The organism is Glaciimonas sp. PCH181 (genome assembly GCF_003056055.1).
GTDB lineage: Bacteria > Pseudomonadota > Gammaproteobacteria > Burkholderiales > Burkholderiaceae_D > Glaciimonas.
Window position 1 is genome coordinate 1,626,036 of record NZ_PYFP01000002.1, and the last position, 25,209, is coordinate 1,651,244.

The 25,209-nt window shown below is 50.9% G+C and carries 23 protein-coding genes; 10 read left to right on the top strand and 13 right to left on the bottom strand.

Going from position 1 to position 25,209, the window contains the following annotated elements; genetic code table 11:
• The first annotated feature begins 29 nt into the window (after positions 1-29).
• Together C7W93_RS20570 and metF are read left to right on the top strand one after the other, a co-directional pair.
• Entirely contained in the window at positions 30-374 is a 345-nt protein-coding gene (locus C7W93_RS20570) for a phage holin family protein (protein WP_108442077.1), read from the top strand.
• Positions 375-1,214 carry a methylenetetrahydrofolate reductase [NAD(P)H] gene (gene metF, locus C7W93_RS20575; protein WP_108442078.1) on the top strand — a complete coding sequence of 280 codons (840 nt, stop codon included), beginning with the start codon at positions 375-377 and terminating at the stop codon, positions 1,212-1,214. It abuts the gene before it with no gap.
• Between the two features lie 113 nt (positions 1,215-1,327).
• Here metF and C7W93_RS20580 read toward each other — a convergent pair whose 3' ends face one another.
• Positions 1,328-1,951, bottom strand: coding sequence for a 5-formyltetrahydrofolate cyclo-ligase (locus tag C7W93_RS20580; protein WP_225869951.1), 624 nt, complete (start codon positions 1,949-1,951; stop codon positions 1,328-1,330).
• Between the two features lie 96 nt (positions 1,952-2,047).
• Between C7W93_RS20580 and C7W93_RS20585 the strand changes: the two genes are divergently transcribed.
• The 7 genes from C7W93_RS20585 to C7W93_RS20615 all read left to right on the top strand — a co-directional run bounded on the left by C7W93_RS20585 (position 2,048) and on the right by C7W93_RS20615 (position 12,046).
• The gene (locus C7W93_RS20585) at positions 2,048-4,033 is read left to right on the top strand and encodes a lytic transglycosylase domain-containing protein (protein WP_108442080.1); all 1,986 of its coding nucleotides are present in this window, start codon (positions 2,048-2,050) and stop codon (positions 4,031-4,033) included.
• A 50-nt stretch (positions 4,034-4,083) separates the two neighbouring features.
• Positions 4,084-4,785, top strand: coding sequence for a glutathione S-transferase family protein (locus C7W93_RS20590; protein ID WP_108442081.1), 702 nt, complete (start codon positions 4,084-4,086; stop codon positions 4,783-4,785).
• A gap of 88 nt (positions 4,786-4,873) precedes the next feature.
• On the top strand, positions 4,874-6,163 hold the full coding sequence (locus tag C7W93_RS20595) for a multifunctional CCA addition/repair protein (RefSeq protein ID WP_108442265.1): 1,290 nt from the start codon (positions 4,874-4,876) through the stop codon (positions 6,161-6,163).
• A gap of 160 nt (positions 6,164-6,323) precedes the next feature.
• Complete coding sequence (locus C7W93_RS20600) at positions 6,324-6,989, top strand: GNAT family N-acetyltransferase (RefSeq protein ID WP_108442266.1); 666 nt, start codon at positions 6,324-6,326, stop codon at positions 6,987-6,989.
• A gap of 34 nt (positions 6,990-7,023) precedes the next feature.
• The gene (gene phhA / locus C7W93_RS20605; protein WP_108442082.1) at positions 7,024-7,932 is read left to right on the top strand and encodes a phenylalanine 4-monooxygenase; all 909 of its coding nucleotides are present in this window, start codon (positions 7,024-7,026) and stop codon (positions 7,930-7,932) included.
• Between the two features lie 112 nt (positions 7,933-8,044).
• Entirely contained in the window at positions 8,045-8,230 is a 186-nt protein-coding gene (locus C7W93_RS20610; protein WP_108442083.1) for a hypothetical protein, read from the top strand.
• Between the two features lie 162 nt (positions 8,231-8,392).
• Positions 8,393-12,046: an indolepyruvate ferredoxin oxidoreductase family protein gene (locus C7W93_RS20615; protein WP_108442084.1), complete on the top strand. Its 3,654-nt coding sequence runs from the start codon at positions 8,393-8,395 to the stop codon at positions 12,044-12,046.
• Between the two features lie 99 nt (positions 12,047-12,145).
• Here C7W93_RS20615 and C7W93_RS20620 read toward each other — a convergent pair whose 3' ends face one another.
• The 4 genes from C7W93_RS20620 to C7W93_RS20635 form a co-directional block, all read right to left on the bottom strand.
• A complete protein-coding gene (locus C7W93_RS20620; RefSeq protein WP_108442085.1) occupies positions 12,146-13,369 on the bottom strand; it encodes a hypothetical protein in 1,224 nt (407 codons plus the stop codon).
• Between the two features lie 169 nt (positions 13,370-13,538).
• Positions 13,539-14,240: a 7-cyano-7-deazaguanine synthase QueC gene (gene queC, locus C7W93_RS20625; protein WP_108442086.1), complete on the bottom strand. Its 702-nt coding sequence runs from the start codon at positions 14,238-14,240 to the stop codon at positions 13,539-13,541.
• Positions 14,241-14,403: 163 nt separating this feature from the next.
• Positions 14,404-15,117: a DUF3108 domain-containing protein gene (locus C7W93_RS20630; RefSeq protein WP_370446495.1), complete on the bottom strand. Its 714-nt coding sequence runs from the start codon at positions 15,115-15,117 to the stop codon at positions 14,404-14,406.
• A gap of 146 nt (positions 15,118-15,263) precedes the next feature.
• The gene (locus C7W93_RS20635) at positions 15,264-16,418 is read right to left on the bottom strand and encodes a DUF3108 domain-containing protein (RefSeq protein WP_108442088.1); all 1,155 of its coding nucleotides are present in this window, start codon (positions 16,416-16,418) and stop codon (positions 15,264-15,266) included.
• Positions 16,419-16,746: 328 nt separating this feature from the next.
• Between C7W93_RS20635 and C7W93_RS20640 the strand changes: the two genes are divergently transcribed.
• The gene (locus tag C7W93_RS20640; RefSeq protein ID WP_108442089.1) at positions 16,747-17,577 is read left to right on the top strand and encodes a PhaM family polyhydroxyalkanoate granule multifunctional regulatory protein; all 831 of its coding nucleotides are present in this window, start codon (positions 16,747-16,749) and stop codon (positions 17,575-17,577) included.
• Positions 17,578-17,703: 126 nt separating this feature from the next.
• Here C7W93_RS20640 and C7W93_RS20645 read toward each other — a convergent pair whose 3' ends face one another.
• From C7W93_RS20645 to C7W93_RS20680, 8 genes are all read right to left on the bottom strand, one after another.
• A complete protein-coding gene (locus C7W93_RS20645) occupies positions 17,704-18,162 on the bottom strand; it encodes a nuclear transport factor 2 family protein (protein WP_108442090.1) in 459 nt (152 codons plus the stop codon).
• Entirely contained in the window at positions 18,159-18,926 is a 768-nt protein-coding gene (locus C7W93_RS20650; RefSeq protein WP_108442091.1) for an SDR family oxidoreductase, read from the bottom strand. Before C7W93_RS20650 ends, C7W93_RS20645 begins: the two co-directional genes overlap by 4 nt.
• 67 nt (positions 18,927-18,993) lie before the next feature.
• Positions 18,994-19,530 carry a DUF3833 domain-containing protein gene (locus tag C7W93_RS20655; protein WP_108442092.1) on the bottom strand — a complete coding sequence of 179 codons (537 nt, stop codon included), beginning with the start codon at positions 19,528-19,530 and terminating at the stop codon, positions 18,994-18,996.
• 56 nt (positions 19,531-19,586) lie between these two features.
• Positions 19,587-20,843 carry an MFS transporter gene (locus C7W93_RS20660; protein WP_108442093.1) on the bottom strand — a complete coding sequence of 419 codons (1,257 nt, stop codon included), beginning with the start codon at positions 20,841-20,843 and terminating at the stop codon, positions 19,587-19,589.
• Positions 20,840-21,397: a chalcone isomerase family protein gene (locus tag C7W93_RS20665; protein ID WP_225869952.1), complete on the bottom strand. Its 558-nt coding sequence runs from the start codon at positions 21,395-21,397 to the stop codon at positions 20,840-20,842. The genes C7W93_RS20660 and C7W93_RS20665 overlap by 4 nt, the downstream gene beginning before the upstream one ends.
• 77 nt (positions 21,398-21,474) lie before the next feature.
• Positions 21,475-22,728: a cyclopropane-fatty-acyl-phospholipid synthase family protein gene (locus C7W93_RS20670; RefSeq protein WP_108442094.1), complete on the bottom strand. Its 1,254-nt coding sequence runs from the start codon at positions 22,726-22,728 to the stop codon at positions 21,475-21,477.
• On the bottom strand, positions 22,725-23,564 hold the full coding sequence (locus C7W93_RS20675) for a DUF1365 domain-containing protein (RefSeq protein ID WP_108442095.1): 840 nt from the start codon (positions 23,562-23,564) through the stop codon (positions 22,725-22,727). Before C7W93_RS20675 ends, C7W93_RS20670 begins: the two co-directional genes overlap by 4 nt.
• 15 nt (positions 23,565-23,579) lie before the next feature.
• A complete protein-coding gene (locus C7W93_RS20680; protein ID WP_108442096.1) occupies positions 23,580-24,917 on the bottom strand; it encodes an NAD(P)/FAD-dependent oxidoreductase in 1,338 nt (445 codons plus the stop codon).
• Positions 24,918-25,209: the final 292 nt, after the last annotated feature.

Genomic DNA, 25,209 nt, shown 5'->3' on the forward strand with positions numbered 1-25,209 from the left:
GTTTGTAAGTTGATCAAGGGGAGAAACGCATGCGGTTACTGGTTACGTGGTTGATTAATGCGCTGGCGCTGCTGGCAGTCCCATATTTGTTGCACTCGGTGTCCGTGGATAGTTTTGGTGCGGCATTGATTGCTGCTTTAATCCTCGGTTTTGTGAATACGCTGATTCGCCCGATATTGCTGGTATTGACGTTGCCCGCCACTGTTTTGACACTTGGCTTGTTCATTTTTATCATTAATGGCCTGATGTTCTGGGTAGTGGCGCAACTGGTCGGTGGCTTTCATGTTGCCAGCTTCTGGGCAGCCGTATTTGGCGCTATTTTGTACAGTATTGTGTCGTGGGCTTTATCGACCTTGTTATTGAAAAAAAATTAAATGTCTCCACAAAATTTCAGCATTGAGTTTTTCCCGCCAAAGACGCCGGAAGGCGCCGAAAAATTACGCGTGACGCGGGCCAAGTTGGCTGAGCTGCATCCGAAATATTTTTCGGTTACGTTTGGGGCTGGCGGCTCGACCCAAAAAGGTACGCTGGATACGGTCCTGGAAATTCGTCGCGAAGGCCATGACGCCGCGCCACATTTATCTTGTCTGGGGAGTTCACGCGAGTCATTGCGGGAGATCCTCACCCAATATAAAGAGAACGGTATCAAACGTCTGGTCGCATTGCGGGGCGATGCACCTAGTGGTTATGGTGCGATGGATTTTTCTTCCAGTGAGTTTCGTTATGCGAACGAATTGGTAGAGTTTATCCGCACCGAAACCGGTGACTGGTTTCATATCGAAGTCGGCGCTTATCCTGAAATGCATCCGCAGGCAAAATCGCCGCAAGATGACGTACAGCGTTTCGCAGCGAAGATAAAAGCGGGTGCCAATGGCGCTATCACACAGTATTTTTATAATACCGACGCGTACTTCCGTTTTGTCGAGGAAGCCCAAAAACTGGGCGTTGCAGTGCCGATAATTGCCGGGATTATGCCGATTACCAACTATTCTCAGTTAATGCGCTTTTCGGATATGTGCGGCACGGAAATTCCGCGCTGGATACGTCTGAAACTGGCCGCCTTTGGCGACGATACCGAGTCAATCCGCGCATTTGGTTTAGATGTCGTGACGCAATTGTGTGAACGCTTGTTAGCTGGCGGTGCGCCGGGGTTGCATTTTTACACCCTTAATAATGCTGCTGCGACGACCGCGATCTGGCAGCGTTTGAAGTAAATTAAAGCCTGTCAAAAGATTTGATCGCCGTTACAGGGAAAGCCGTAACGTGAATAAGGATGGGATTGCCAGCATCGCAGCAAGGTGTCAGGCGATGCCCATCCTTTTTCGGTTTATAGATGCCCCGTCTCGGTCAATATCAAATCCAAAGCAATATCGTGGGCCGCGCCTTCAAACTCTGCCAATCCGTTTGCATAGCCAATTCCGACTGTTGTCGGGCGCGGCGCAATCGCCAGTGTCCGGTCATAAAATCCCCCGCCATAGCCCAGTCGTAGCCGCTCCCGGTTAAAGCCGACGCATGGGATTAGCAATGCTTGCGGATTAACTATCGTCTGATTAGCGGGGATGGCGACGCCGAAGCTGTCTTTCAGCATTGCGTCGCCCGGCGTCCAGCGGACAAAGCGCAGCGGTACGTCTTTGTCTACCACCACAGGCAGCGCCAGTTGCACGCCTTGTGCGATCAACGCGGCATAGGTCGGGCGTAAATCTGGCTCGTTGCGTATCGGCCAATACACCCCTATCACTATTTCAGGATGGTGCGCCACCAATGACGTGGCCCACGCAATCACTTGGTCGCCAATAGCCGTATTGAAGGCGCTTCGGTCATCATCGGACATGGCTTTGCGGGCCTGTAATAATGCGCTACGTAATTGTGATTTATCGTGGGGCTGATCACGTGACTTATCGTGTGGCTTATCGCGCGCTTTCTTCTGTGCCTTATCGAGACCCGACTCCAACCCGCTTTCTATAGCGCTTTCAGGCCTTGAATCGGGGGCGTCGCATGCTATGCTAGGCGTCATTATTCGTACTCGCAAATAGAGGATTGTTAAGGTATGTATAGAGCAAAATTCGCAACAAAATTGGCCGTTGGTATGTTGTTTTCCGTTGCTGCGTCGGTCATTGCATTGCCCGCAGCGGTCGCCCAAACGCGCCTCACCAATGCGAGCAATGTCGTTAATTATGCCGGTCAGGACGACGCGTTCCTGGCCTTGCGCAATGCGTCTCGTGCTAACAAGGCGGATATGGTCGATGGACTGGCATCTGTTTTGAGCAATTATGATATCCCTTCTTACGTAGATTACTACCGCTTGAAGCCGCGGATCAAGGACCTGATCGCGCCGGAATCCGAAATTCGTGATTATCTGACGCGCTATGACGGCACCGCGATTGCAGACCGTTTGCGCAATGACTGGTTGTTAGAACTGGGCAAGGCGGGAATATGGACCACTTTCGACCAACAATATCCGTTGTTTGCACTGGACGACGATACCCAACTTAAATGCTACGCGCTGACATCGAAAGCGTTAAAAGGCGGCAATGTTGCCGATGATGCGCGGGCGTTGCTGACGAATCCAAAGGATTACGGTCAGGGCTGCACTGATTTGATTGGTACTCTGGCGCAAAATAACCAATTCACGCAGGCAGATGTCTGGTTTCAGTTGCGGCTGGCGGTCGAATCCGGCTATGGCAACGTCGGCCGTCGTCTGGCCCCATTTTTAGATGCGACTGACGCCCAGATAGCGCAAGCGATTGACCGTTCATCCATCGTGGTGGCACGTGGCCCCGGCGCTGATCGGGCCGGTCATGAGCTATTTATTGTGGCCCTGGGCCGGCTGGCGAAAAATGATCCATCTCAGGCTGCCGCTGCATTAACCGGGGCGGCTGATCAATTAAAACCTTCCGAGCGTGCTTTAGGTTGGGGGCAGATTGCATTGCAGGCGTCATTGAAGCTTGATCCGATGTCTGCTGATTATTGGCGCGCCGCGCAAGGCGCAATGCTCTCCTCGGATGGCTATGAATGGCGGGTACGCGCTGCGTTACGCGCCGGTGATTGGCGTATGGTGAAGAGTAGTATCGAGGCCATGCCATCAGCGTTGCGGGACGATCCGACCTGGATTTATTGGCTGGGCCGGTCGTTGCTGGCTGACGGGCGCAAGACTCAGGCGCATAAGCTATTTCAGTCGATTGCCGAACAGACTAATTTTTATGGTCAGCTGGCATTGGAAGAACTAGGCCAAAAAATCGTCGCCTTCTCAGCGCCATCCGTCATTACACCGCTTGAATTGGCGCCGATGCAAAAGAACGAGGGCTTTCGCCGCGCTTTCCGCTTTTTTGATATGGGTTTACGCTTCGAAGGCACGCGTGAATGGAACTGGGAACTGCGCAAAATGACGGATCGTCAGTTATTGGCCGCGGCCGAATTTGCCCGTCAGAGCGACGTGCTGGATCGGATGGTTAATACATCTGATCGGACCAAGTATGAAGTCGACTATACCCAACGCTTTCCATCGCCGCATCGCGACGTGATGAGCAACAATACGCAGGCGCTTGGGCTGGATATGGCATGGGTGTACGGTGTGATTCGTCAAGAATCGCGTTTTGTTAAAACTGCGCGCTCAAATGTTGGCGCATCCGGGCTGATGCAATTAATGCCTGCGACGGCAAAGTATGTTGCGAAGAAAGTGGGATTCAGCGGTTTCACGCCCGATCAGGTGAATGACGTGAACACGAACATTTTGCTCGGCACCAATTATTTGAGCATGGTGCTCAATGATCTGGATGGTTCGTTGCCAATGGCAACCGCCGCGTATAACGCCGGACCGGGACGGCCACGCGCATGGCGCGCAACGCTACCGGGCAATGTTGAAGGGGCGATTTTTGCGGAGTCGATTCCCTTCAATGAAACCCGTGGCTATGTTAAAAATGTGCTTTCTAATGCGACCTATTATGCGGCGCTGTTTGATGGTCGGCCCCAATCATTGAAAGCGCGTTTGGGTTACGTGGCCCCGAAAAACTTTACGGCATCGGCATTGCCATAAGGAGCGTCGTAATAGTAATGTTTAACTATTCCATTTTAAGAAGATAACTTATGCAAACTATAGAACCCGATGCAACGCTGTCAGAGGTATTGAAGAATGCAGGCAAACCAGGCTTGACCCTGGTGATCGGCAATAAGAATTATTCTTCATGGTCGATGCGGCCATGGGTCGCTTTAACAGCATTCGGTATTCCGTTTAATGAAGTCCGTATTTTGCTCGATCAACCGACGACATCAACGGATATTTCTCACTATTCAGCGGCTGGAAAAGTGCCGGTGCTGTTGGTCGGCGATCTGCATATTTGGGATTCTCTGGCGATTTGTGAATATCTGGCGGAGCAATTCCCAGATGCTGGCCTATGGCCTAAGGATGTGGCGGCACGGGCGATTGCTCGCTCAGTTTGCGCCGAAATGCATTCGGGATTTATGGGGATTCGTTCGGCGATGTCGATGGATATTCGCGCTAGCCATCCGGGGCAGGGGCGTACGCCGCAGGCCCAAGGAGATATCGGACGGATTAGCGAAATTTGGGAAAATTGCTTGTCGGAATTCGGTCATCATCGCTTCCTGTTCGGCGATTTTTCGATTGCCGATGCCTTCTTCGCGCCAGTCGTTATGCGCTTCCGTATTTTCGGTGTCTCATTGGCACCGGCGCTGCAAGCTTATGTCGAGCGCGTCCAAGCTCATCCGGCGGTTGCCAAATGGGTACGCGAAGCACTCGCAGAGGTAGAAATTTTGCCGGATCATGGGTAATGGTATGTTGCTGGAATGTGTGCTGCATCGGTATAGGGTATAGCGTCGGACTATTCTTGCAGCCCACAAAAATGATTAATTTATGCCGATGAAAATCTACGTTGTGGGCGGTGCGGTGCGCGACGCGTTGCTTGGTCTGCCCGTAAAAGATCGTGATTTCGTGGTGGTTGGCGCTACCCCGGAGGAAATGCTTGCGCGCGGTTTTCGGCCTGTTGGTAAAGATTTTCCGGTGTTTTTGCATCCCGATACGCAAGAAGAATATGCATTGGCGCGGACCGAGCGCAAGACCGCGCCCGGTTACCGCGGCTTTGTGTTTCATGCGGCGTCCGATGTCACGCTGGAGCAAGATTTAATCCGCCGCGATTTGACCATTAACGCGATTGCACGCGCTGACGACGGCACACTGGTGGATCCGTTCGGCGGCCAGCAAGACTTGCAGGCGCGCGTGTTTCGGCACGTATCGGCGGCTTTTTCAGAAGATCCTGTGCGGGTTTTACGGATCGCCAGATTTGCTGCGCGCTTCACTGATTTTTCGGTCGCGCCGGAAACCAACGCGCTGATGCAGCAGATGGTGGCGGCGGGCGAAGTTGATGCATTAGTGCCGGAACGGGTTTGGCAAGAGTTGTCACGCGGCTTGATGGAAGCACACCCGTCACGCATGTTTGAGGTGTTGCGCAACTGTGGCGCATTGGCGAGAATTTTGCCTGAACTGGACGTTTTGTGGGGCGTCCCGCAACCGGCAGAATATCATCCAGAAATCGATACCGGCGTGCATGCAATGATGGTGATCGATACCGCCGCAAAAGAAAATTTCGCGCTGCCGGTACGCTTTGCCGCATTGATGCATGACCTTGGCAAGGGCGTTACACCGACTGCCGAATGGCCTGCGCATCATGGACATGAAGCGTTGGGCGTTAAGTTGGTTGAGCAGGTTTGTCAGCGGCTAAAAGTACCTGGCGAAGTGCGCGATCTGGCGCTAATGACGACGCGTGAACATGGCAATATTGGTCGTGCGTTGGCGCTCAAGGCGAGCACGCTCGTGACGCTGTTTGGACGTTGCGATGCGTTTCGCAAACCGCAGCGCTTTATTGCCATGGTGGAAGCGACCGAATGCGATTATCGCGGCAGAACTGGCTATGAAGAGCGCGCATTTTCGCAGCGTGCTTATTTAGAAGCCACGCTGGCCGCAGCGCAATCGGTCAATGCTGGCGTGATTGCAGGGATGTTTTCTCAACAGCCGCAACGGATACCGGAGGCCATTTATGCAGCGCGGATTTCTGCGGTTGACGTATTGGTGCAGGCGCAACGCGCAGCAGCTAATCAAGTTGATGATATTAATAAAAGTGCCGAAAAGCCGCAGAATAAAACAATTGAATAATACTTGCTTGATCGCCGCTAAACCTTATTTATAAAGTCCGCCTTTCGTACCAGTCTGGCGTCCGCGATGCACGTTTTTGCTATAGAGAGAATGCAACATGACATCGAGCGATGGCGCGACGCCTTCCAGTATCAGCGGCTCCGACAAATCTATTGGCGGTATGCCGATTAAGCCGATCACGCCGCTCCAGATACCGACGATTTTTGTCAAAGAATTGTCGCGACATGCGCGCAAGCGCTTGTTGCGGCATTTTTTAGCATTGGATAGTGGCGATCGGCTATTGCGTTTTGGTTCGGTGTTGCCAGACCAATTGGTGGCGCGTTACGTTGAGAATTTGGATTTTTCCCGCGATACCGTTTTCGGTGTTTACGACAGAAAATTGCGATTGCTTGGCGTGGGCCATCTGGCATTCGCACCACGTGAGGCGCTACCTTCGATGCGTGCCGCGACGACCAAAGAGCGGGTCGCCGAATTTGGTGTTTCGGTCTCTGCTATCGCACGTGGTATGGGTGTCGGTACGCGTTTGTTTGCGCGTGCCGGGATTCATTGCCGCAATGCCGATATCGATACTTTGTACATGCATTGTTTATCGTCAAATAAGGTCATGATGCATATTGCCAAAAAAGCGGGCATGACGATTCATCGCGACTATGGCGAGGCCGACGCCTATCTTAAATTATTGCCTGCCAGTGCCGCGACTCTAATGCAGGAAGCTATGCAGGAACAAGCGGCTACGCTGGATTACACGCTCAAGGCGAACGTGCGGGCAGCCTTAAAATGGTTGAGTAATTTGCCAGGAATTAAACGTGATAAAGGCGGCGTATAGTTGAGCCGTGTAGTTGATTTTTAGGATAATGAGAATGAATAAGCAGGACAGTAGTGCAGTGAACATCGATGATTTTTTTGCCACCGTTGCCGAGAAATCGGACGGGGCCGGGCTGCGCGGCGACTATAGCAAAATCGACGCCCAATATGTTGTGGAGCAGGAATGGGAAGCTTATACGCCTGAGCAACATGCTTTGTGGCGGCGCTTATATCAGCGGCAGGCCAAGTTGATCCCCGGGCGCGCCTGCGATGTCTTTATCGACAGTCTGGAACGCTTGAATATTGCCGATGGCATTCCGCATTTCGAGCGCAGTTCTGACTTGCTATTCAAGGCAACCGGCTGGCGTTTGGTTGCTGTGCCGGGTTTGGTGCCGGATCATACATTTTTTGATCATCTGGCAAATCGCCGCTTTCCGGTGACAGTCTGGTTACGCGAGCCGGAAGAGTTTGACTATATCGTCGAGCCAGATGTTTTTCACGATTTTTTTGGCCACGTGCCGCTGTTATTTAATCCAATTTTTGCGGACCATTTACAGGAATATGGCAAAGGTGGATTGAAGGCATTGAAAGTCGATGGACTGGCGCTGTTGGCACGTCTGTATTGGTACACGATTGAATTCGGGCTGATTGAAAGTCCGCAAGGCTTACGGGTGTATGGGGCCGGCATTTTGTCTTCGGGCGGAGAGATTGAGCACTGCCTGACTAGTCCTGCGCCGCGTCGGATTCCGTTTAATCTGGAACGCGTGATGCGCACCTTGTATAAAATTGATTCTTATCAGGAGACCTATTTTGTCATTCGCGATTTTCAGCAATTATTCACCGATACTGCGCCAGACTTTTTGCCGCTTTATCAAAAGTTGGCATCATTGACGCCCTTACCCGCGAATGAATTACAGCTCGGCGAGATCAATTTTCCGGCAAATGAAATTGCCCAAGAATTGTAATCGGCAGTAAAGATTTGTGGAAAAGCCCATAGCATCGGGCAAAAAAAAAGCGGATTCTGCCGGGGAGAGCAGAATCCGCAACTAGTGATTAATGGGAACACTAGAGGGAGGGATGCATGAAGCAGCTGGTCCAGGGGAGGTCATCAACCGCTTCAAGCAAGTCTCTATTACACCCGTTGGGCCGCTGGTTTTCCATCTGACTTACGCCTTGTTACAGTTGTTACGCAAACGCAATTCTGGGCAGAGTGCGATGGGCGGTCTGGTTCGTGCGCTGTTGCGAGGATTGGCTTATTATTAGTTGCAGGAATCAGCTGTATATCAGTTTCAGAAACAACCGCAGCAAAAGTAGCGTTGAACATACAAAAAAGAACGATTTACTCACAAAGTAACACCGTTTTAATCGTGCGGGTGACCCCACTCGCAGTGCATGCAAAAACATAATTTTTGGCACGGAGACTGAATGAACGCACCACTCTCGGCACAATTGCTGCCAACCGACTCGCCTGATTCTGAGGCAACATCCCCTGACATTGCCCCTATTTCGCTGGACGATAAATTTTCGTTGGAGCATGGGCGCGCTTTTATGACCGGCACGCAGGCGATCATACGATTGCCGATGTTGCAACATCAGCGCGATGTGATGGCGGGATTGAACACCGCTGGATTTATTACCGGTTATCGCGGTTCGCCATTGGGCAGCGTCGATCTGACGGCGGCCAAGGCAAAAAAATATCTCGACGCTCAAAATATCAAATTCCATCCCGGCATGAATGAGGATCTGGCCGCGACCAGTGTTTGGGGTACGCAGCAGGTTAACTTATTCCCTGGCGCGCAGTACGATGGCGTGTTCGGGTTGTGGTACGGCAAAGGCCCCGGCGTGGACCGCTGCGGCGACGTGTTTAAGCATGCGAATATGGCCGGCACGTCTAAACATGGCGGCGTTCTGGTATTGGCTGGCGATGATCACGCTGCCAAATCATCGACCACCGCGCATCAGAGTGAGCATATTTTAAAGGCCTGCGGGATTCCTGTGCTGTATCCGTCTTCGGTGCAGGAATATCTGGATTACGGGATGCATGGCTGGGCGATGAGTCGCTATACCGGTTTGTGGGTGGCGATGAAATGCGTAACCGATTTGGTGGAATCCGGCGCTTCGGTCGAACTCGACCCGGGCCGGGTGCAAATTGTTTTGCCGACAGATTTTGAAATGCCTGCGGATGGTTTAAATATCCGTTTGCCAGATACTGTGCTGGGGCAAGAAGCACGGATGAACAACTACAAATGGTATGCCGCGCTCGCCTATGCGCGGGCCAACAAGTTAAATAAGATTATTTGGGACAGCCCGCACGCCAAAATTGGCATCATCACCGCTGGTAAATCGTACCTCGATACACGGCAAGCGTTGGCCGATCTGGGGATTGATGAAGAGATTGCGCGTGATATCGGGATTCGCTTGTTCAAAGTCGGTATGACCTGGCCGCTGGAAGCTGAAGGTGTGCGGGAATTTGCACAAGGTTTGGAAGAAATTCTGGTGGTGGAAGAAAAACGTCAAATTCTGGAGTATCAACTCAAGGAAGAATTATATAACTGGCGCGATGACGTCCGTCCGCGTGTGGTCGGCAAATTTGATGATACGGGCGAGTGGAGCAATCATGGCGCTGGTCATGGCGATTGGTTGTTGCCTGCGACGTATGAACTGAATCCGGCGCAAATCGCGCGCGCAATAGCGACGCGGATTTCGAAGTATTTTGAAGGCCATCCGGTCGCAAAAAGGGTGCAGGAGCGCGTCGCCTATCTGGAGGCGAAAGAAACCCTGCTCAATATCAGCAGCAAGCCTGACCCAAACAAAGATCGCGTGCCGCATTTTTGCTCCGGTTGTCCGCATAATACCTCGACCAAATTGCCTGAAGGCAGCCGTGGGCTGGCGGGTATCGGTTGCCATTACATGGTGCTGTGGATGGATCGCGAAACATCGACATTCACGCATATGGGCGGAGAAGGCGTGAATTGGATCGGTCAGGCGCCTTTCACCAGCGAAAAACATGTGTTTGCTAATCTGGGCGATGGTACTTATTTCCACTCGGGTTTGCTGGCGATTCGCGCTTCGGTGGCGGCCAAGGTCAATATTACCTACAAGATTTTATATAACGACGCTGTAGCGATGACCGGCGGCCAGGCTTTTGATGGCCCACTTGATCCGGCGATGATTTCGCGCCAGATTGCGGCCGAAGGCGTATCGCCGATTATTGTTGTGACCGATGAGCCGGATAAATATCCATCATCGACCAACTGGGCACCCGGCGTGACGATTCGTCACCGCAGCGAACTGGATGCCGTCCAGCGCGAGCTGCGCGAAATCGTTGGTACGTCTGCGATGATTTATGACCAGACTTGTGCGTCAGAAAAACGTCGCCGTCGGAAACGTAATGAATATCCGGATCCTGCCAAACGTGCAGTGATTAATGAGGCTGTCTGCGAAGGTTGTGGCGACTGTAGCGTGCAATCGAATTGCCTGTCGGTGGAGCCGTTAGAAACCGAATTTGGTCGTAAGCGCCAGATAAATCAATCGTCTTGTAATAAGGATTTTTCGTGCGTGACCGGATTTTGTCCGAGTTTTGTCACTGTGGAGGGGGGCAATCTGAAAAAGCCGCCTAAAATCGCGAGCAAACCGAGCACAGCCAATGTGACGAATCCAGCTGGCGAACCGGCGGTAAGCTTACCAACACCGATTTTGCCAACGACTGAAAAGCCTTACGGCATTCTGGTGACTGGTATCGGTGGCACTGGCGTGGTCACGATTGGACAGATTCTGGCGATGGCGGCGCATGTGGAGGGCAAGGGTTGCTCGGTGCTCGACATGAGCGGGCTTGCGCAAAAGGGCGGGCCGGTGATGTCGCATGTACGCTTGGCGGATCACCCTGATGATATCTACTCCACTCGCGTCGGTACGGGCGATGCTGATCTGGTGATCGGTTGCGATGCAATTGTCACGGCCAGTCGCGATGCGTTGTCCCGTATGGGCGAAGGGCGCACGTTTGCGGCAATAAATTCTACGCCTACACCAACGGCTGCGTTTGTGAAAAATCCAGACTGGCAGTCGCCGGATGCGGCAGCCGAGAAGGATATCCGCACGGCCTGTGGGAATGATCGGGTTGAGTTTATTGATGCAGGCAGAATCGCCACGACTTTAATGGGTGATGGGATTGCTACCAATATGTTCATGCTCGGGTATGCATGGCAAAAAGGCTGGGTGCCATTGGCCGAAGCGTCGTTGTTGCGCGCAATTGAATTGAATGCTTTGCAAGTTAGCTTCAATAAACAGGCTTTTTCGTGGGGACGCACGGCAGCCTGTGATCCGATCGGCATAGATCAGCGCACACGTTCGACCAATAATCCGGCGCAAGTGATAACGTTTAAGCGGACGCCAACACTGGATGAGGTGATCAAGCGCCGTGTGGCTTTTTTGACGGCGTATCAGAATGCTGCCTACGCTGAGCAATATCGCGCTTTTGTTACTCGGGTACAAAATGCTGAGCAAGAGATAAAACGGCATTTGCCTGCGGAGGATGGGGCGCGTGCGCCATCGCGATTAAGTATGGCGGTGGCAACGTATTTGTTTAAGTTGATGGCTTACAAAGACGAATATGAAGTAGCGCGGTTATATACCGACGGTGCTTTCAACGCCAAAATTGCGGGCATGTTTGAAGGCGATTACAAGCTTAAATTTCATTTGGCACCACCGTTGTTTTCCAAGCGCGATGCTAAAGGACATTTAATCAAGCAAGAGTTTGGGCCGTGGATGATGCGCGCTTTTGGGATACTGGCTAAAGGCAAGTTCCTGCGCGGGAGCAAGCTGGATATTTTTGGCTATACCGCAGAGCGCAAGGAGGAGCGGGAGCTAATCGTGCATTACCGTCAAACGATTGAGGCCTTGTTGCCGCGATTAACTTCTGAAAATGTGGCGCGCGCAGTCGCTATTGCCAGTATTCCGGAGGAAATTCGGGGTTATGGCCACATTAAGGATCGGCATTTGGTGGCTGCGCGGCTGAAAGAAAAACAGTTGATAAGCGAATTTGATCATCCATCGCCGGTATCGCATTCGATTGCTGCGTAAGTTTCCGTACTACTTGAAGCGTATTTGTGAAAAAAATGGCCGAATATATTCGGCCATTTTTCTTTTTCGATGCTAACTAGGTCAGCGCGATCAATGTGTTTATATCAAGTTAGGAATAACTTTTTCTATTGTCAGCTCAACGGCTGGCTGAGGTGATGGCAGTATTTTGGGCTTGGACACAAAATATCTGATAAGCGCAAGTCCAGAACCAATGATCAACCCCAATATTAACCCGAGTGAGCCCGACTTTAATAACCCTGGTGTCGCTTTTTGAGGCAGCAATGGCGATGCAATGAAGGATGTTTTTTCAACGTATAAGGCATGCGCTTTGAGATCGTCTATCGAAATATTGTTATAGACGCTCCGATCAATTTCATCTTCCTGATTTAAATTGAGTGCCTTCTTTATGGTCGGCAGGGAGGCCAGGAAAGTATTACCTGAAGTGCTCTTATTTAAAAAATCCTGAAGCTGCTCGTAATAACGTAAATTAATCGTATTAATTTTTTGATCACGAATAATGCGAGGCAAGTCGCGTCCTTTATCTGCAATATCAGTTTCGATAGCCACCAACTGTGTGACAGGTGAGAGAAAGCGTTCATTGCCGTCTGTGATCGTGACAGGCTGCCGATTTTCCAAGCGCGCCGAATCTGGATACTCACGCAAGATGCTCTGCATGGATGCTTTTTTGATTTTTAATTGTTCAAGGTCATACCTGGCGGTAATGGCGTCATTGTCGAACTTTTGCGCAAAGCCACGATGGTCGGTATAGCGTTTACGCACCACGTCTCGGTAATTCAGCAGGATTACGGTATCGCGCAGAAAATCACCCAATACCAGCACGCCCTGTTGTGCCAGCATAGGCGTCGCTGCGTGGTAGGAAATTTTTAAACCCGAAATGTCAGCACCTTCATTTTTCAGCGCCGTATTCGGGATATCTTTCATTTCAGATCGGGTGACTGGATATATCGGCTCAATCAAAGATGCCAATTGTCGGGGGCTACGGAAGTTTTCTTCGCGGATAGTCGCTAACTGTTCTTTGTTTAACGTTTTAGCAAAATCTTGCCAGCGTGCGGGCGCTGAAATCGCGGTTTGAAGACGTTTGAAATCTGCAAAGGACATTTCCATTTGGAAATAACCTTCACTTTTATAACTGCTGATTGCCCATCCAAATAAGACGGCTAGAGACGTCACGATTGTGGCTATGAGCAGAATTATGCGTTTGCTTTGCCATATGACGCTAGCAATTTCCTGAATATCGACCGTGCCGACAGGATTATTATTTTGTGGATAGTTGTTAATTTGAAACCCCAGGAATGTATCCAACTATCCTGCGTTAATGTGGATGGTGTGAAAGAAGTTAATACGCTAATTATTGAGAAGTATGGTTGCCGAAATGCAATAGCGCAATAACTTTATAATCTACAGAATATTCTTTAAATAAAGAAAATAGTATTAGCTTATAAAACAACTAAAAATTTGAGAATATTAAAATTTAACTAGACGCAAATTGTTGATAACCGCGAGCTCGTAATGCGCAAGCCGGACAGGTTCCGCAACCATAGCCCCAATCATGCAACATGCCGCGATCACCTAAATAACAAGTGTGCGTATCAGCGCGAATCAAATCGACCAGAGCGTCGCCGCCCAAGTCTTGCGCCATCTTCCATGTTTCCGATTTATCGATCCACATCAAAGGTGTTTCTAACTTGAGGCGCGTCGCCATGCCCAGATTGAGCGCGACTTGGAGCGCTTTCATCGTATCGTCGCGGCAGTCTGGATAACCGGAAAAGTCGGTTTCGCACATCCCGCCGACCAGTACGTCTAGCCCTCGTCGGTATGCCACTGTGGCTGCTACGGTCATGAATAACAGATTGCGACCGGGAACAAAGGTGTTTGGTAGTCCATTCTCTTGCATGACGATTTCGACATCTTCTGTCATCGCGGTCGATGATATTTTCGAAATGATAGACAAATCAATAACGTGATCTTCATCAAGCTTTTCGTCCCATTCGGCGGACTGGGACCGTAATTTTTCCAATAATATCGGCCGTTGTGTTAATTCGATGGCATGACGTTGACCATAATCGAAACCAATCGTTTCAACGCGGTCATAGCGGGACAAAGCCCATGCCAGACATGTCGTGGAATCCTGTCCGCCGCTAAAAAGAACTAATGCACCGCTAGAGATAGTCATATAAATATTTTCTATAAAAATAGTAATGGAACCGACATTGGTTTTCTCATAGGAGAAATGGTAAGGCCTGCCAAATGCCGCAAAAAACAGGGATAGCTATCGCTTAAATTATGACATCGTCGTTACCGAACAAACTTATTTCAGGGGTGCCAATCACTGCTATTTATTTAATGATTTTGTCGAGTGTCTGATCGACAAAATCATTATTCGGGTCAGTGAAACGCACGCGGATTGGATACCACTCAAGCGACGGCGCTAGCCAGATATCCAGGCGTTGTCCGGGATCGTCCGGGGGCGGGGCTCTGAAAACATGTACAGCGTCGATTTCACCCATTCCGGTAGTGATTTTTTCTTGATTAATGACTTTAAACGACCATGGCTCGGCGTCGCGTTGGCCTGCTACGAAGAACGCCCAGTCTGAACCGGGCTTAAATTGTTTCGCTGCCGCACGTGCAACGGCGACTAATTGCCAGACGATGCTAGTGCGATCTTGTTCGCCGCCTTTTATCGGATAGGAGGCGTCGGATTGAGAGAAAGTAATGGTGCCGCCTGCACCTTTACCGGCATCGCGATTGAAGGTCGTGGTCGTACTATTTTTATGAAAGCGTTTATCGATGAATTGCGCTGGTGCCAAGCCGTAATCATCGATCTTTCCATCGCTTTTTGCTTCCAGAATTTTGCCAAATATCATTGCGCGGGTGATGGCCTCGACACTAAATTCCCGACCGTCCGTTTGCCATTTGACGACAGCGTCGCCATTAATGGAAAGGCCACTTTGTCGCGCTCTGATCGCATAATTTAATTCGGCCGAGGGCGGTAAATCAAATTGTCGTTTAATCGTAAGGCGTTCTGCTGACGTCGGAGCTGCTGCGGACACGCCAACGCATGCGCCGCAAAGAAGGGCTGCTATAGATATACGTGCAATCGAGTGCAAGGTTTTTTTCATATTGTCATTTTAAAATAATGCCCGGCGAAAACCGCGCTTTGCAGTCTTTTCAGGTAGGGGATATTGCTTACGAATACTCAACCGGGAGTGGCTGGCGCATCAAGCTGTTTAAGCTTGGACAACGACATGTCCAAATAGTCCCCATCGCTTTCGGTAAAGCGTAATTTGACCGGATACCATTGCTGTTGGGGGGCAAACCAGATATCCAGAGTTTTTTCATAAGAGCCTTGTTGCGGCTTACGCGCCAGATGCCAGGTTGCTACAGTACCCGCGCCCACTGTAATTTGTTCTTGGCCGACGACTTGAAAACGCCATGTTTCTGCGTCTTTGTCGCCGGCTACAAATAAATCAATGACGCCGCCTGGAACGATTTTTCCGGCATCGCCTCTGGCAATACTGGCCAACTGCCAGACGATACTGGCGCGATCTTGCTCGCCCCCGGTACGCGGATAGCTATTGGCAGAGGCTGAAAAAGTAATCGTACTGGGCGTGCGTTGAAAGCGCGTGTTGGTAGCCGGTTTGCGGAATTTCTTTTCCGTATACAGCGCCGGTGAGACGCCGAAATCATTGATTTCGCCTTCGCTTTTAAAATCGAGCGCGCTAATAAACAGTGCTCCGGCTTCGCCATTGATGGTGTAGTTGTGCCCGTCAGTTTGCCAGGTGATTTTTCCACTGCCATGGAAAGTCTGCCCTTTTTTCAGTGCTTCTACCGAATATTTCAATTCCACCGATGGCGGTGGTTTAGTCTCGTAATGGACGCCTGTTGGCGCGACTGGTGCATTCTCCGGGAGCGCTGTCGTATTCGTGCTGCTGGTCGTAGTCTGAGGCGGTTTATCGCTATCCGAATCCAGACTGGTGACGGTATCTGTGGGCGTAATCGGTGTAATGGGCGTTCTCGTTTCTCGGATAGGCGTATCGAGTACTTCAGGTTCCGGCGGTGGCGGAGGAGCTGCGATTTTTCGTGGCTCTTTGCGGGCAACGAGTGCTGGTTTATTGGGTTTTGGTATCAGAACGGGCTTCGCTACCGGTGGTAGTGGTTTCAGTTCGGCGGTGACAATGGTCGGTTGCGGCGAGGCTGGCTGGGGTATGCCGATCTTGTTGCTGCCCCAATTGATCAGCAGAATATGCAGTAAAAACGAGACCGCGAGCAGAATTAGCCAGCGTCTTGAGGCTGCGCGTTTAGGTTTTGTGGGCTGAGCGTGCGCGGCTCTGATTGCGTTTGAGGTAACCATCGTCATGGCGCTAGTGTAAACGTAACGCTGGTTATCGTCCCATTCTGTAGGATGCCTCCCACGAAAATTGGGATATTTTCAGGCTGTCAGCTGCCTTTTGTCAGAATCCAGATAGTATCTTTTGTGAGTGAAACATTGATGTCGAGTAGTAATCTACAGCGTCATATTGGTAAAAACGATGCTGATCGTCGTCGCCCATTGCCTCTTAACAATCGCGCTTACAAAATAAATTGCGGATTCCTCGCGCTACCGTCACCTAGCGATTGTGCGTGGGTATAGTATGCGAAGTAACCAAAAAATGTGCAGCATCTCTCTTAAGGAGATTTGTATGAGTAATCCTAATTTTCCCGGGGTAAATGTAATGTCGGACAGCGTTGATTTCATCAAAAAAATGTGGGGTGGGATGAGTATTCCGGGCATGCCGGGGATGGTAGTACCGACTCTTTCAGTCGAGGAAATCGATAAAAAAGTCGCAGATTTGAAGGCGGTTGAAGGCTGGCTCAGTTTGAATTTGAATATGCTGCGCGGCACGATACAGGGGCTTGAAGTGCAAAGCGCCACATTGTCGGCGCTAAAGTCGATCGTTGCTATTAGCATGCCAACCGCAGATACCAAATCAGCGCCAAATTTTGGGGGGACATCAGCTGCTGACAGTGCAACCGGCGGCGCAGCTGCGTGGGCGGCGATGGCTTCGCAATTCCCTTTCTCGTTTATGCCCGACAAGGCCAAGGCTTCGGAGGAAAGTACGCCACAACCGGCGGCTGCGTTCACTTTCTCGCCACCGCCGCCACCGCAAGCGGAGGTTAGTCCCGCCGCTGAGAGCGCACCTTTAGCGAGCGATTCGGCTGCCGGTCAGAATGCCGCTAATCCGCAAGCCTCGCCGACCACTGCCTGGTGGGACGTCTTGCAAAATCAGTTTCAGCAAGTAGTCAGCGGTGTGATGGCAGCTGAGGCCAAAACTGCGAAAGAGGCAGCAGAGGAAGCGAAAGCCGCACCGAAGCCAAAAAGTAGCCCGCAGAGTAAAGGCGCCACGGTGAAGGCGGATGCTAAAACAAGTATTAAAGCCAGTCCAAAAACTAGCACTACTCCTAAAGCGAGGGTTAGTGGGGCTGCTAAAACCACCCCAACTACGCGGAAAAAAAAGGCAGTCACCAAGTAATCGTGTAATTAACGAGGCTAATTGCCGTCGTTGTCGTAGATTTCAGCGTACCTATCTGCGTACTCTGCATTCCCATCCTTCAGTTTGTAGAGAAGGATGGGAAGATAATTTTTGCCCATTTTTTACCTATTTTCGGGCTGCGCGTTTCAAAATCCTCATGAAACCGCCTAATACCGGCAATTTTTCATACAGTTCTTCTGCGGCATCCCAATAATCGCGATGATAAATGACATAGCCCTCGCTGTCGAAGCGACAGTGCGTTGCGCCTCGGATGCATTGCTCAGCAGCGGAAAAACGTTTCATGCGAAAGTAAAAATCCCACGTCAAAAAAGCTGAATCATCCTGTCGCATATGATGCGTCACGACGAAACGCGGCCCGTCAACTTGCACAAACATGTGCGCAAATAGTTGCTTGATCGCGGGCAGGCCGGTAACTTCGTTGAACGGATCCTTAAACCATGCATCTTGCGCGTAAACCAGCGGGATCAACTCAAGATTGACGGTTGATAAGGTTTCAAAGAAGGCGACCAGACGTAATAGCGCTTGTTGCTGATTCTCTAATTTTTGGGGAGTATCGCGGCTCATAACCCGGTCACCTTATGTATCAATGCAAAATAGGCACGATAGGGTAGTAGGCGGGCGAATCGCAGCCAGTTAGTGAATCGTTTGGGAAAGTGTATATGGAAATGTCCGCGCTCAATACCCGAGATGAGTTTTTCTGCAGCGTTGGTCGGCGAGATCAGCGCAGGCATCGGAAAGTCGTTACCTGCGGTCAATGGGGTATCGACAAAGCCGGGGTTAATCAGATAAACGCCGATCCCGCGCGGTCGTAAGTCGAGATAAAGACATTCTGATAAATTGATCAGCGCCGCCTTGGTTGCCCCATACGCCATCGCTTTTGGCAGGCCGCTATAACCAGCGACAGAAGCCACAATACCAATGGCACCGCTACCCTGTTTGAGCAAGATTGGCAATGTAGCATCAAGGCAATGCATTACTCCCCGAAGATTTAGATCGATTAAGCGATTGGCGAGCTTAAGATCAAAGCTATCGGCGCGCATTTCACCGTAACCACCGGCGACGACCAATATCAGATCGATGCCTTCCCATGCTTCGAGAATTTGGTCGCGCGCAGCGATCACGGTCGCGTGATCAGTAATATCGAGCACGCAGGTCAAGGCGTTGGGCAGGCCTGCTGCGATGTTGTGCAATCCGGCAGCAGTGCGCGCGGATAACGCCACGCGCGCCCCCTTTGCCAATAGTTGTCGGGCGGTTTCTGCACCGATGCCGCTGGAGGCACCGATGATCCAGACACGTTGTTGCTGCCAGTTGACGATCATTGGATTCATTGACTTCATAGAATGACATTCATCTTTCCGATAGAGAGCCAGTATCTTCGGCTTTAAGCTGTTTACATTAAGGGCGTTTAGTAAACGACAGACTGATATCGCCCAATTTCACGCCAAATTTGCTCATTACGGCATGGTTGAGCATTACGCGCTGATCCATTTGCACCATTAAGTCATCGAGACTGACATTGATAATACGGCCATCGACCGGCAATGCCAGCACATATTTCCAGCGCAGCGTATTGCCGTCGGTAATGCCGATTGCTTCACCGACGATATCAGCCGCTGTGCCGATGAATTTGTTTGGCGCGACTTTTTTCAAGGTCCAGATACGGCGTTGTTTGGTGCCATCCGAATAGGTAAAGTTTTCATCTAGCGTCCCGGTGTCGCCATGCCATTGACAGTCGATGACGACCGTGAAGCGTTTCACCACTTTGCCGGAGCGATCCTGAAACATGCCCCACGCATCCAGGGTGCCATTGAAATATTCCGGCAAACTGAGCGTCGGTTTTTGGTCGGCGTAACCGTCAGGTTCGGATGTCGTGCTACATCCACTTAACAAAATTGCGAGACTAATGAGTAGAAATTTCAGAAACGTTTTCATGTAGGACTCCGAAAGTGTGAGTGCTTAAGATGGTTTAAAAGGGCATGTCGATGGCCTTAGATATTCCGCAAAGGTGCCTTCCACAAAATCGCCGCCGCTACCAGTTTCAGCACACAGGGTAAAACGGCATAGCCAATTGCCAATGCCTGCGCGCCTTGCTGGTTCACAAGATGCGGGTGATAGCCAAGATAGGCCAGTAATGGCAAAGAAATACCTGCGGCAAGCGCCAGATTGATTTTGGTCGCCCAGTTCCAGATGCCAAAATAAGCGCCTTCTTTTTGATGGCTATGGCCGCCGTTTGCGATGACTGCCGCAAGTAGCGCTGGCGGCAATAAAAGGTCGGCACCCAGCGCGAAGCCGGACATGATGCAGATTACGGAAAAGGGCAGCATATCGCCCGCAGATAAACCGTAAGCCCAGACGAAAGCGACGATCGCCAACAGCATCGCGCCAAACCAGACCCGTGCTTCGCCATAGCGTCGGGCCAATACCGCCCAGCCCGGCATGGATACCGCGCCAGCTAAGAAATACAGCATCAAAAACAAGCCGCCGTATTTGCCTAGTTGCAACTGATCATCGACAAAAAAAAGAAACAACGTAGCGGGGATCGCCGCGGCTATGCCATTGACCACAAAGATAATGAAAAGCCAGCAAAAGCGCGGATTAAGAAACGGCAGCAGCACGCTGTGTTCAGTGGGTTTGTTTGCCTGTTCTGGAGATTGCTGCGTTGCCATTGCTGGCCGTGGCGCGATCTGTAATAACAGTGCTGTAGCAAACAATAAAACGATAAAAACCGGTGGCAATAATCGCATCCCTAGCAGTCCGGGCAGAACCGCTGCGAGTACAACGCCAAGCAAGCCGCAGGCCTCGCGTGTTGCAGTTAGCCGCGCGCGTTGGTCCTGCGCCTGGGTCAATGCTGCGCCCCAACTTTGATGCGCGATTGTGGCAATACTAAAACCAACATACACCACCAGCAGTGCCAATACTAACCAGACTATCGGTAACGATTGGACGAATGTGGGCGGCAAAAATAGTGCACTGAAACCGATGGCTAATAATGGTGCTGCAATCCAGATAGCCGTTTTGTATTTGTCCTTGATGGTGGCGCGGTCAAGGCAGCGACCAATTGCGGGATCAATGAAGGCGTCGAACAAGCGCGTTACCAGCAAAACGAGGCCAATTAACGACAGTGAAATGCCAAATCGATCCGCATAAAAGGCGGGAATGTAGACATATACCGGCAACGCGACGAGTGCCAACGGCAATCCGAACAGCCCATATTTCAGGAGAGCGGGGAAGGCTAGCTTAGTCATTGTCGCGGTGTTGCTGTCGATGTCGGTGCCGGTGCCGTTGTTGGTGCCGCATCAGTCAACAATTTTTTGCGCAATGAGGCGTCAGTTGTTTTTGGCGATAACCAGATACCGAAAAAGGCTTGGGCGAATTTTGGATCGGCGATTTCTCCCACCGTTTTTCCGTTGAAATAGAAACGTGCGCCGATGCCAGGCAGAAAGACGCCGGTAATGTGCGATCCTTCGACGACGTTAGGAAAAATGGCTTTCATTTGCGTTAACCACGGGCCGTAATCGGCTTCACTGCCGCTGCCGATTTTCCGCATCTGATCGATGCTGCTTTCGGCAATCTTGGCTCCCTCAAATGCGCGGGCATAACGCAAGTCGAGCGCATAACTGGCGGCATCGGGCGTCGACGTTTGATAGCCTTTATCGCCGACCCAAAGTTGTGCGTCATAAATGGATAAACCAAACCAGCGAAAACGTCCTTCCCCCGCTAAGCGCGCGTTGGCGATGGCGTGCTGAATATGCGGGGGCGCGCTGATTACTGTATCGGCTGCGCGAGCATGATTGAGCATGGCCAACATCAGCGCGCAGCCTAATAAATAGCGCGTCCATTGTAGAAATGAACTGTGTGGCAGGACGCTTGCCCGTATCATATTTTTTGAAGCGTAATTTGCGCGACATTGATACTGCCAGCCAGGAATCCGGCTTCGCAATACGCCAGATAGAAATCCCATGTACGCAAGAAACGGTCGTCAAAACCTTGTGCGCGAACACGCGGCAAATGCTCTTTAAAAGCGCGACGCCATTCAACTAGCGTACGTGCATAATCGTGACCGAACGACAGACTATCGACGACGCGTAAGCCGTGTTTCTCTGCCTGTATGCGAAATGCGGAAGGCGATGGCAGCATGCCGCCGGGGAAAATGTATTGCTGGATAAAGTCAGTGCCGCGACGATAGCGCTCGAACAATTCGTCGGCAATCACAATCGTCTGAATGCATGCACGACCGCCGGTTTTCAGATTGCGGGAGACGCAAGCGAAATAACTCGGCCAGTATTTTTCACCGACGGCTTCGAACATCTCGATAGAAGCTATGCCGTCGAACTTGCCATCGACGTCGCGATAGTCTTGCAGTAGCAGTTCTACTTGGTCAACGATGCCGACTTCTTGCAATCGTTGGTTAGCAAAATTGAGTTGTTCGGTGGAGAGCGTCAGTCCGGTAACATGGGCTTTTCCTTCGCGCACGGCAATCTCGGCAAAGCCCCCCCAACCGCAGCCGATTTCTAACACGCGGGCGTTATCGGAGAGGTGTAGCTGATTGAGGATGCGGCGATATTTTGCGTCTTGCCCCTGCTGCAAATTTTCGACATGATCGTCTGAAAATAGGGCGCTGGAATACGTCATCGAAGGATCGAGCCAGAGCTGATAAAAGTCATTCCCGATATCGTAATGCGCGTGAATATTTTTACGACTGCCGTGCTTACTATTACGGTTGAATAGATGCTTGACGCGATACAGCAAATTGCCCCACCAGGTGCCGTAAATGACCGACTCAATGACTTGCCGGTTGCGAATGAACAATTCTATTAATCCCGGCAGATTGTCGGTGCTCCAATGTCCGTCGATGAAGGTTTCGGCAAAGCCGATGTCGCCCGATTTTAGCGCAGCGTGGAACACATCCCAATTCGTCAGCGTCATGGTGATCGGACGTACTCGCTTATCGTTGACATTGCCGTAAGTGGCAGACTGTCCGTCTGGAAAATGCATGACCAATATGCCATGCTCCAGCTTGCGCAACAACGTCAGAATGAACTGTACCTGAGGAGGAAAATTTTGGGTCGAGATGCGACTATTGTCTTGCGCAAAATCGAACGCACTGCTGCGGGTAGAGTTAGTATTCATCTTGATATCTCGCTCGAAGGGGGATGAGGTTTGCTGTAAAAAGGAAGCCGCTTACGCCATAGTTTTAGCGCTTGCCAATGGATACGAAGAATGATGCCGACGGTCATCATCGGATACTGAAAAAATGCACGTGCGATAGCACGATTTGACAGCGATTGCGGTAGCGCGGCGGTGCCGGAAACACTGGTCAGTAATAGTGGACCGGTGGCATCGTCGTATTCGATGCGGGCGGTCGTACATTCGACTAGTTGCGCGCCACCGTTAGCGCCGTGTGTCTCGCCATTGCTATTTTCCGCGCGCATGAATCGAAAACGATACGTTCCTGCTACTTCGCAGAACGGTGAGACATGAAATACTTTATCGGCATGTAGTTCGATGCCGAAGCCGATTTGGCCGTTTTCTTGCGTGCTGCCGTCCAGCAAATAACTATGATGCTCACCAAAAGTGTTTCGAACTTCGCACAATACTGCACGCAGACTACCGTCGCGACGATGACAAAACCAAAACGAGACAGGATTGAAAACATAGCCCAGCACACGGGGAAATGTTTGCAGCCAGATTTCTCCATCGGCGTCGCTGATCCCCTGTTGTAACAACATGCCTTCGATCCAGGCCAGAGGGGTTTGTTGGCCATCGCCATAGTCGCGATCATGAAACGACAGAAAATTGAGTTTATTGCGTGAGAAAAAACGACTCTTAAAGCCCGATTGCGCCAGTGTGCGTAACGGCAGGCGCAGGTAATACACGCCATACGTAAATGCATGGTGGATTGGACGCAAGCGCGTATGGCGAACTGTGCCAAAACATAGCTGGACTTGATTGGCTGAGGAGGGCATGTTTTCGCTCCGGCCTTAAGCTGTAACGCTCTCGATGGCGGAAGCGCGCATCGGCATAGTTTGTGGGGCGAAATGGGGCAGATTCTGAATCGCATTGGCTACTGCCAATCCAGAGGTCAGACCGTCTTCGTGAAATCCATAACCCAGCCATGCACCGGCGAACCAGGTATTGTTTTTACCTTGCATGTTGGCAAACTGCGGTTGGGCTTCAATCGCGGCGGCATCGAATATCGGATGGGCGTAATCGAAGCGCTGTATCACGGTGTGCGGCTTGGGTTGTTCGATCGGATTGAGCGAAACAATCAACGGCGTTTTGAACGGTAACGGCTGCAATTGATTCAGCAAATAGTGCACGCACACCTGCGGATCGCTGCCGTTCTGACTTTGATAATTCCAGGCGGCCCACGCTTTGCGGTTGTTTGGTAGCAGGCTGTAATCGGTGTGGAGTACGGCATGATTCGGCTGATACTGAATCGCTGATAATAGCCGTTTCTCCTTTTCAGTAGGATCATCCAGCAACTGTAAACTTTGGTCACTATGCCCGGCCATGACGACGTGATCATAGCGATGCGCGCCGTTAAGGGTTTGAATCATCACCTGACGCCGACCCTCGTAGTAAAGGCGACGCACGCCCGTTACGGGTGTTCGCAGGTATTTATTAGGAATTCCGGCGAGTAATTTGTCCACATAATGCTTAGCTCCGCCTTTTACGGTCCGCCATTGCGGCCGATCGCTGACTTGTAATAGACCATGGTTATGACAAAAGCGGATGAAGCTGGCGACAGGAAAAGCCAGCATTTGCGCAGTTGGGCAGGACCAGATGCAACCGGCCATCGGCAATAAGTACCAGTTTTTGAACGCATCGCTATAGCGGTTACGTGACAAAAAATCGCCTAACGACAGGTTTGCAAGGGGTGATTCACTGTTATTGGCGATCTCGGTTGCTTGCTTATTAAAGCGCAGGATGTCGCGAAGCATCCACAGATATTGCGGGCTGAGCAAATTGCGGCGTTGCGTAAATACACTGTCCAGATTCGTGCCAGACCATTCCAGCGTGCGCTTGCCGAACCGTCCATTGACAGGTATTTTTGCCGAAAATGACATGTCGGTGGCGGCAGTGTCCACCCCTAACTCGGCAAATAGATGGACTAATTTGGGGTAAGTACGATGATTGAACACGAGAAACCCCGTGTCTACGCCGTAGGTATGTCCCTCAAGTGTGACGTCAACGGTATTTGTATGGCCGCCAAAATAGTTATTCGCCTCATAAAGGGAGACTTGATGACCGCCTTGCGTCAAGCGGTAGGCGCTGGAGAGGCCGGAAATGCCGGAACCGATAATTGCGATTTTCATCTGCTTGGTACTCCCTGGAGCCGTGTTAATTCTTTTATATAGACGCCCTGACTGCACAATTGGTAATGCAGATTAAGGTCATACGTAGCGTTGAGGCAATTGGATTCAAAAATAAATTAGTGATATTTTTGGCAATATTTTTTTGGGTCGAATCTAAAACGGCGGTCCCAACGTATATAGAATGAGAAGTTAGAACGAGAAGTCGATGAAAAGCGACATTCATGGTCGGAAGTGGCCCAGAACGGGCAATATTTCCTCAATGTCTTATGAAAACTGATTGCCCTAAAGCTTA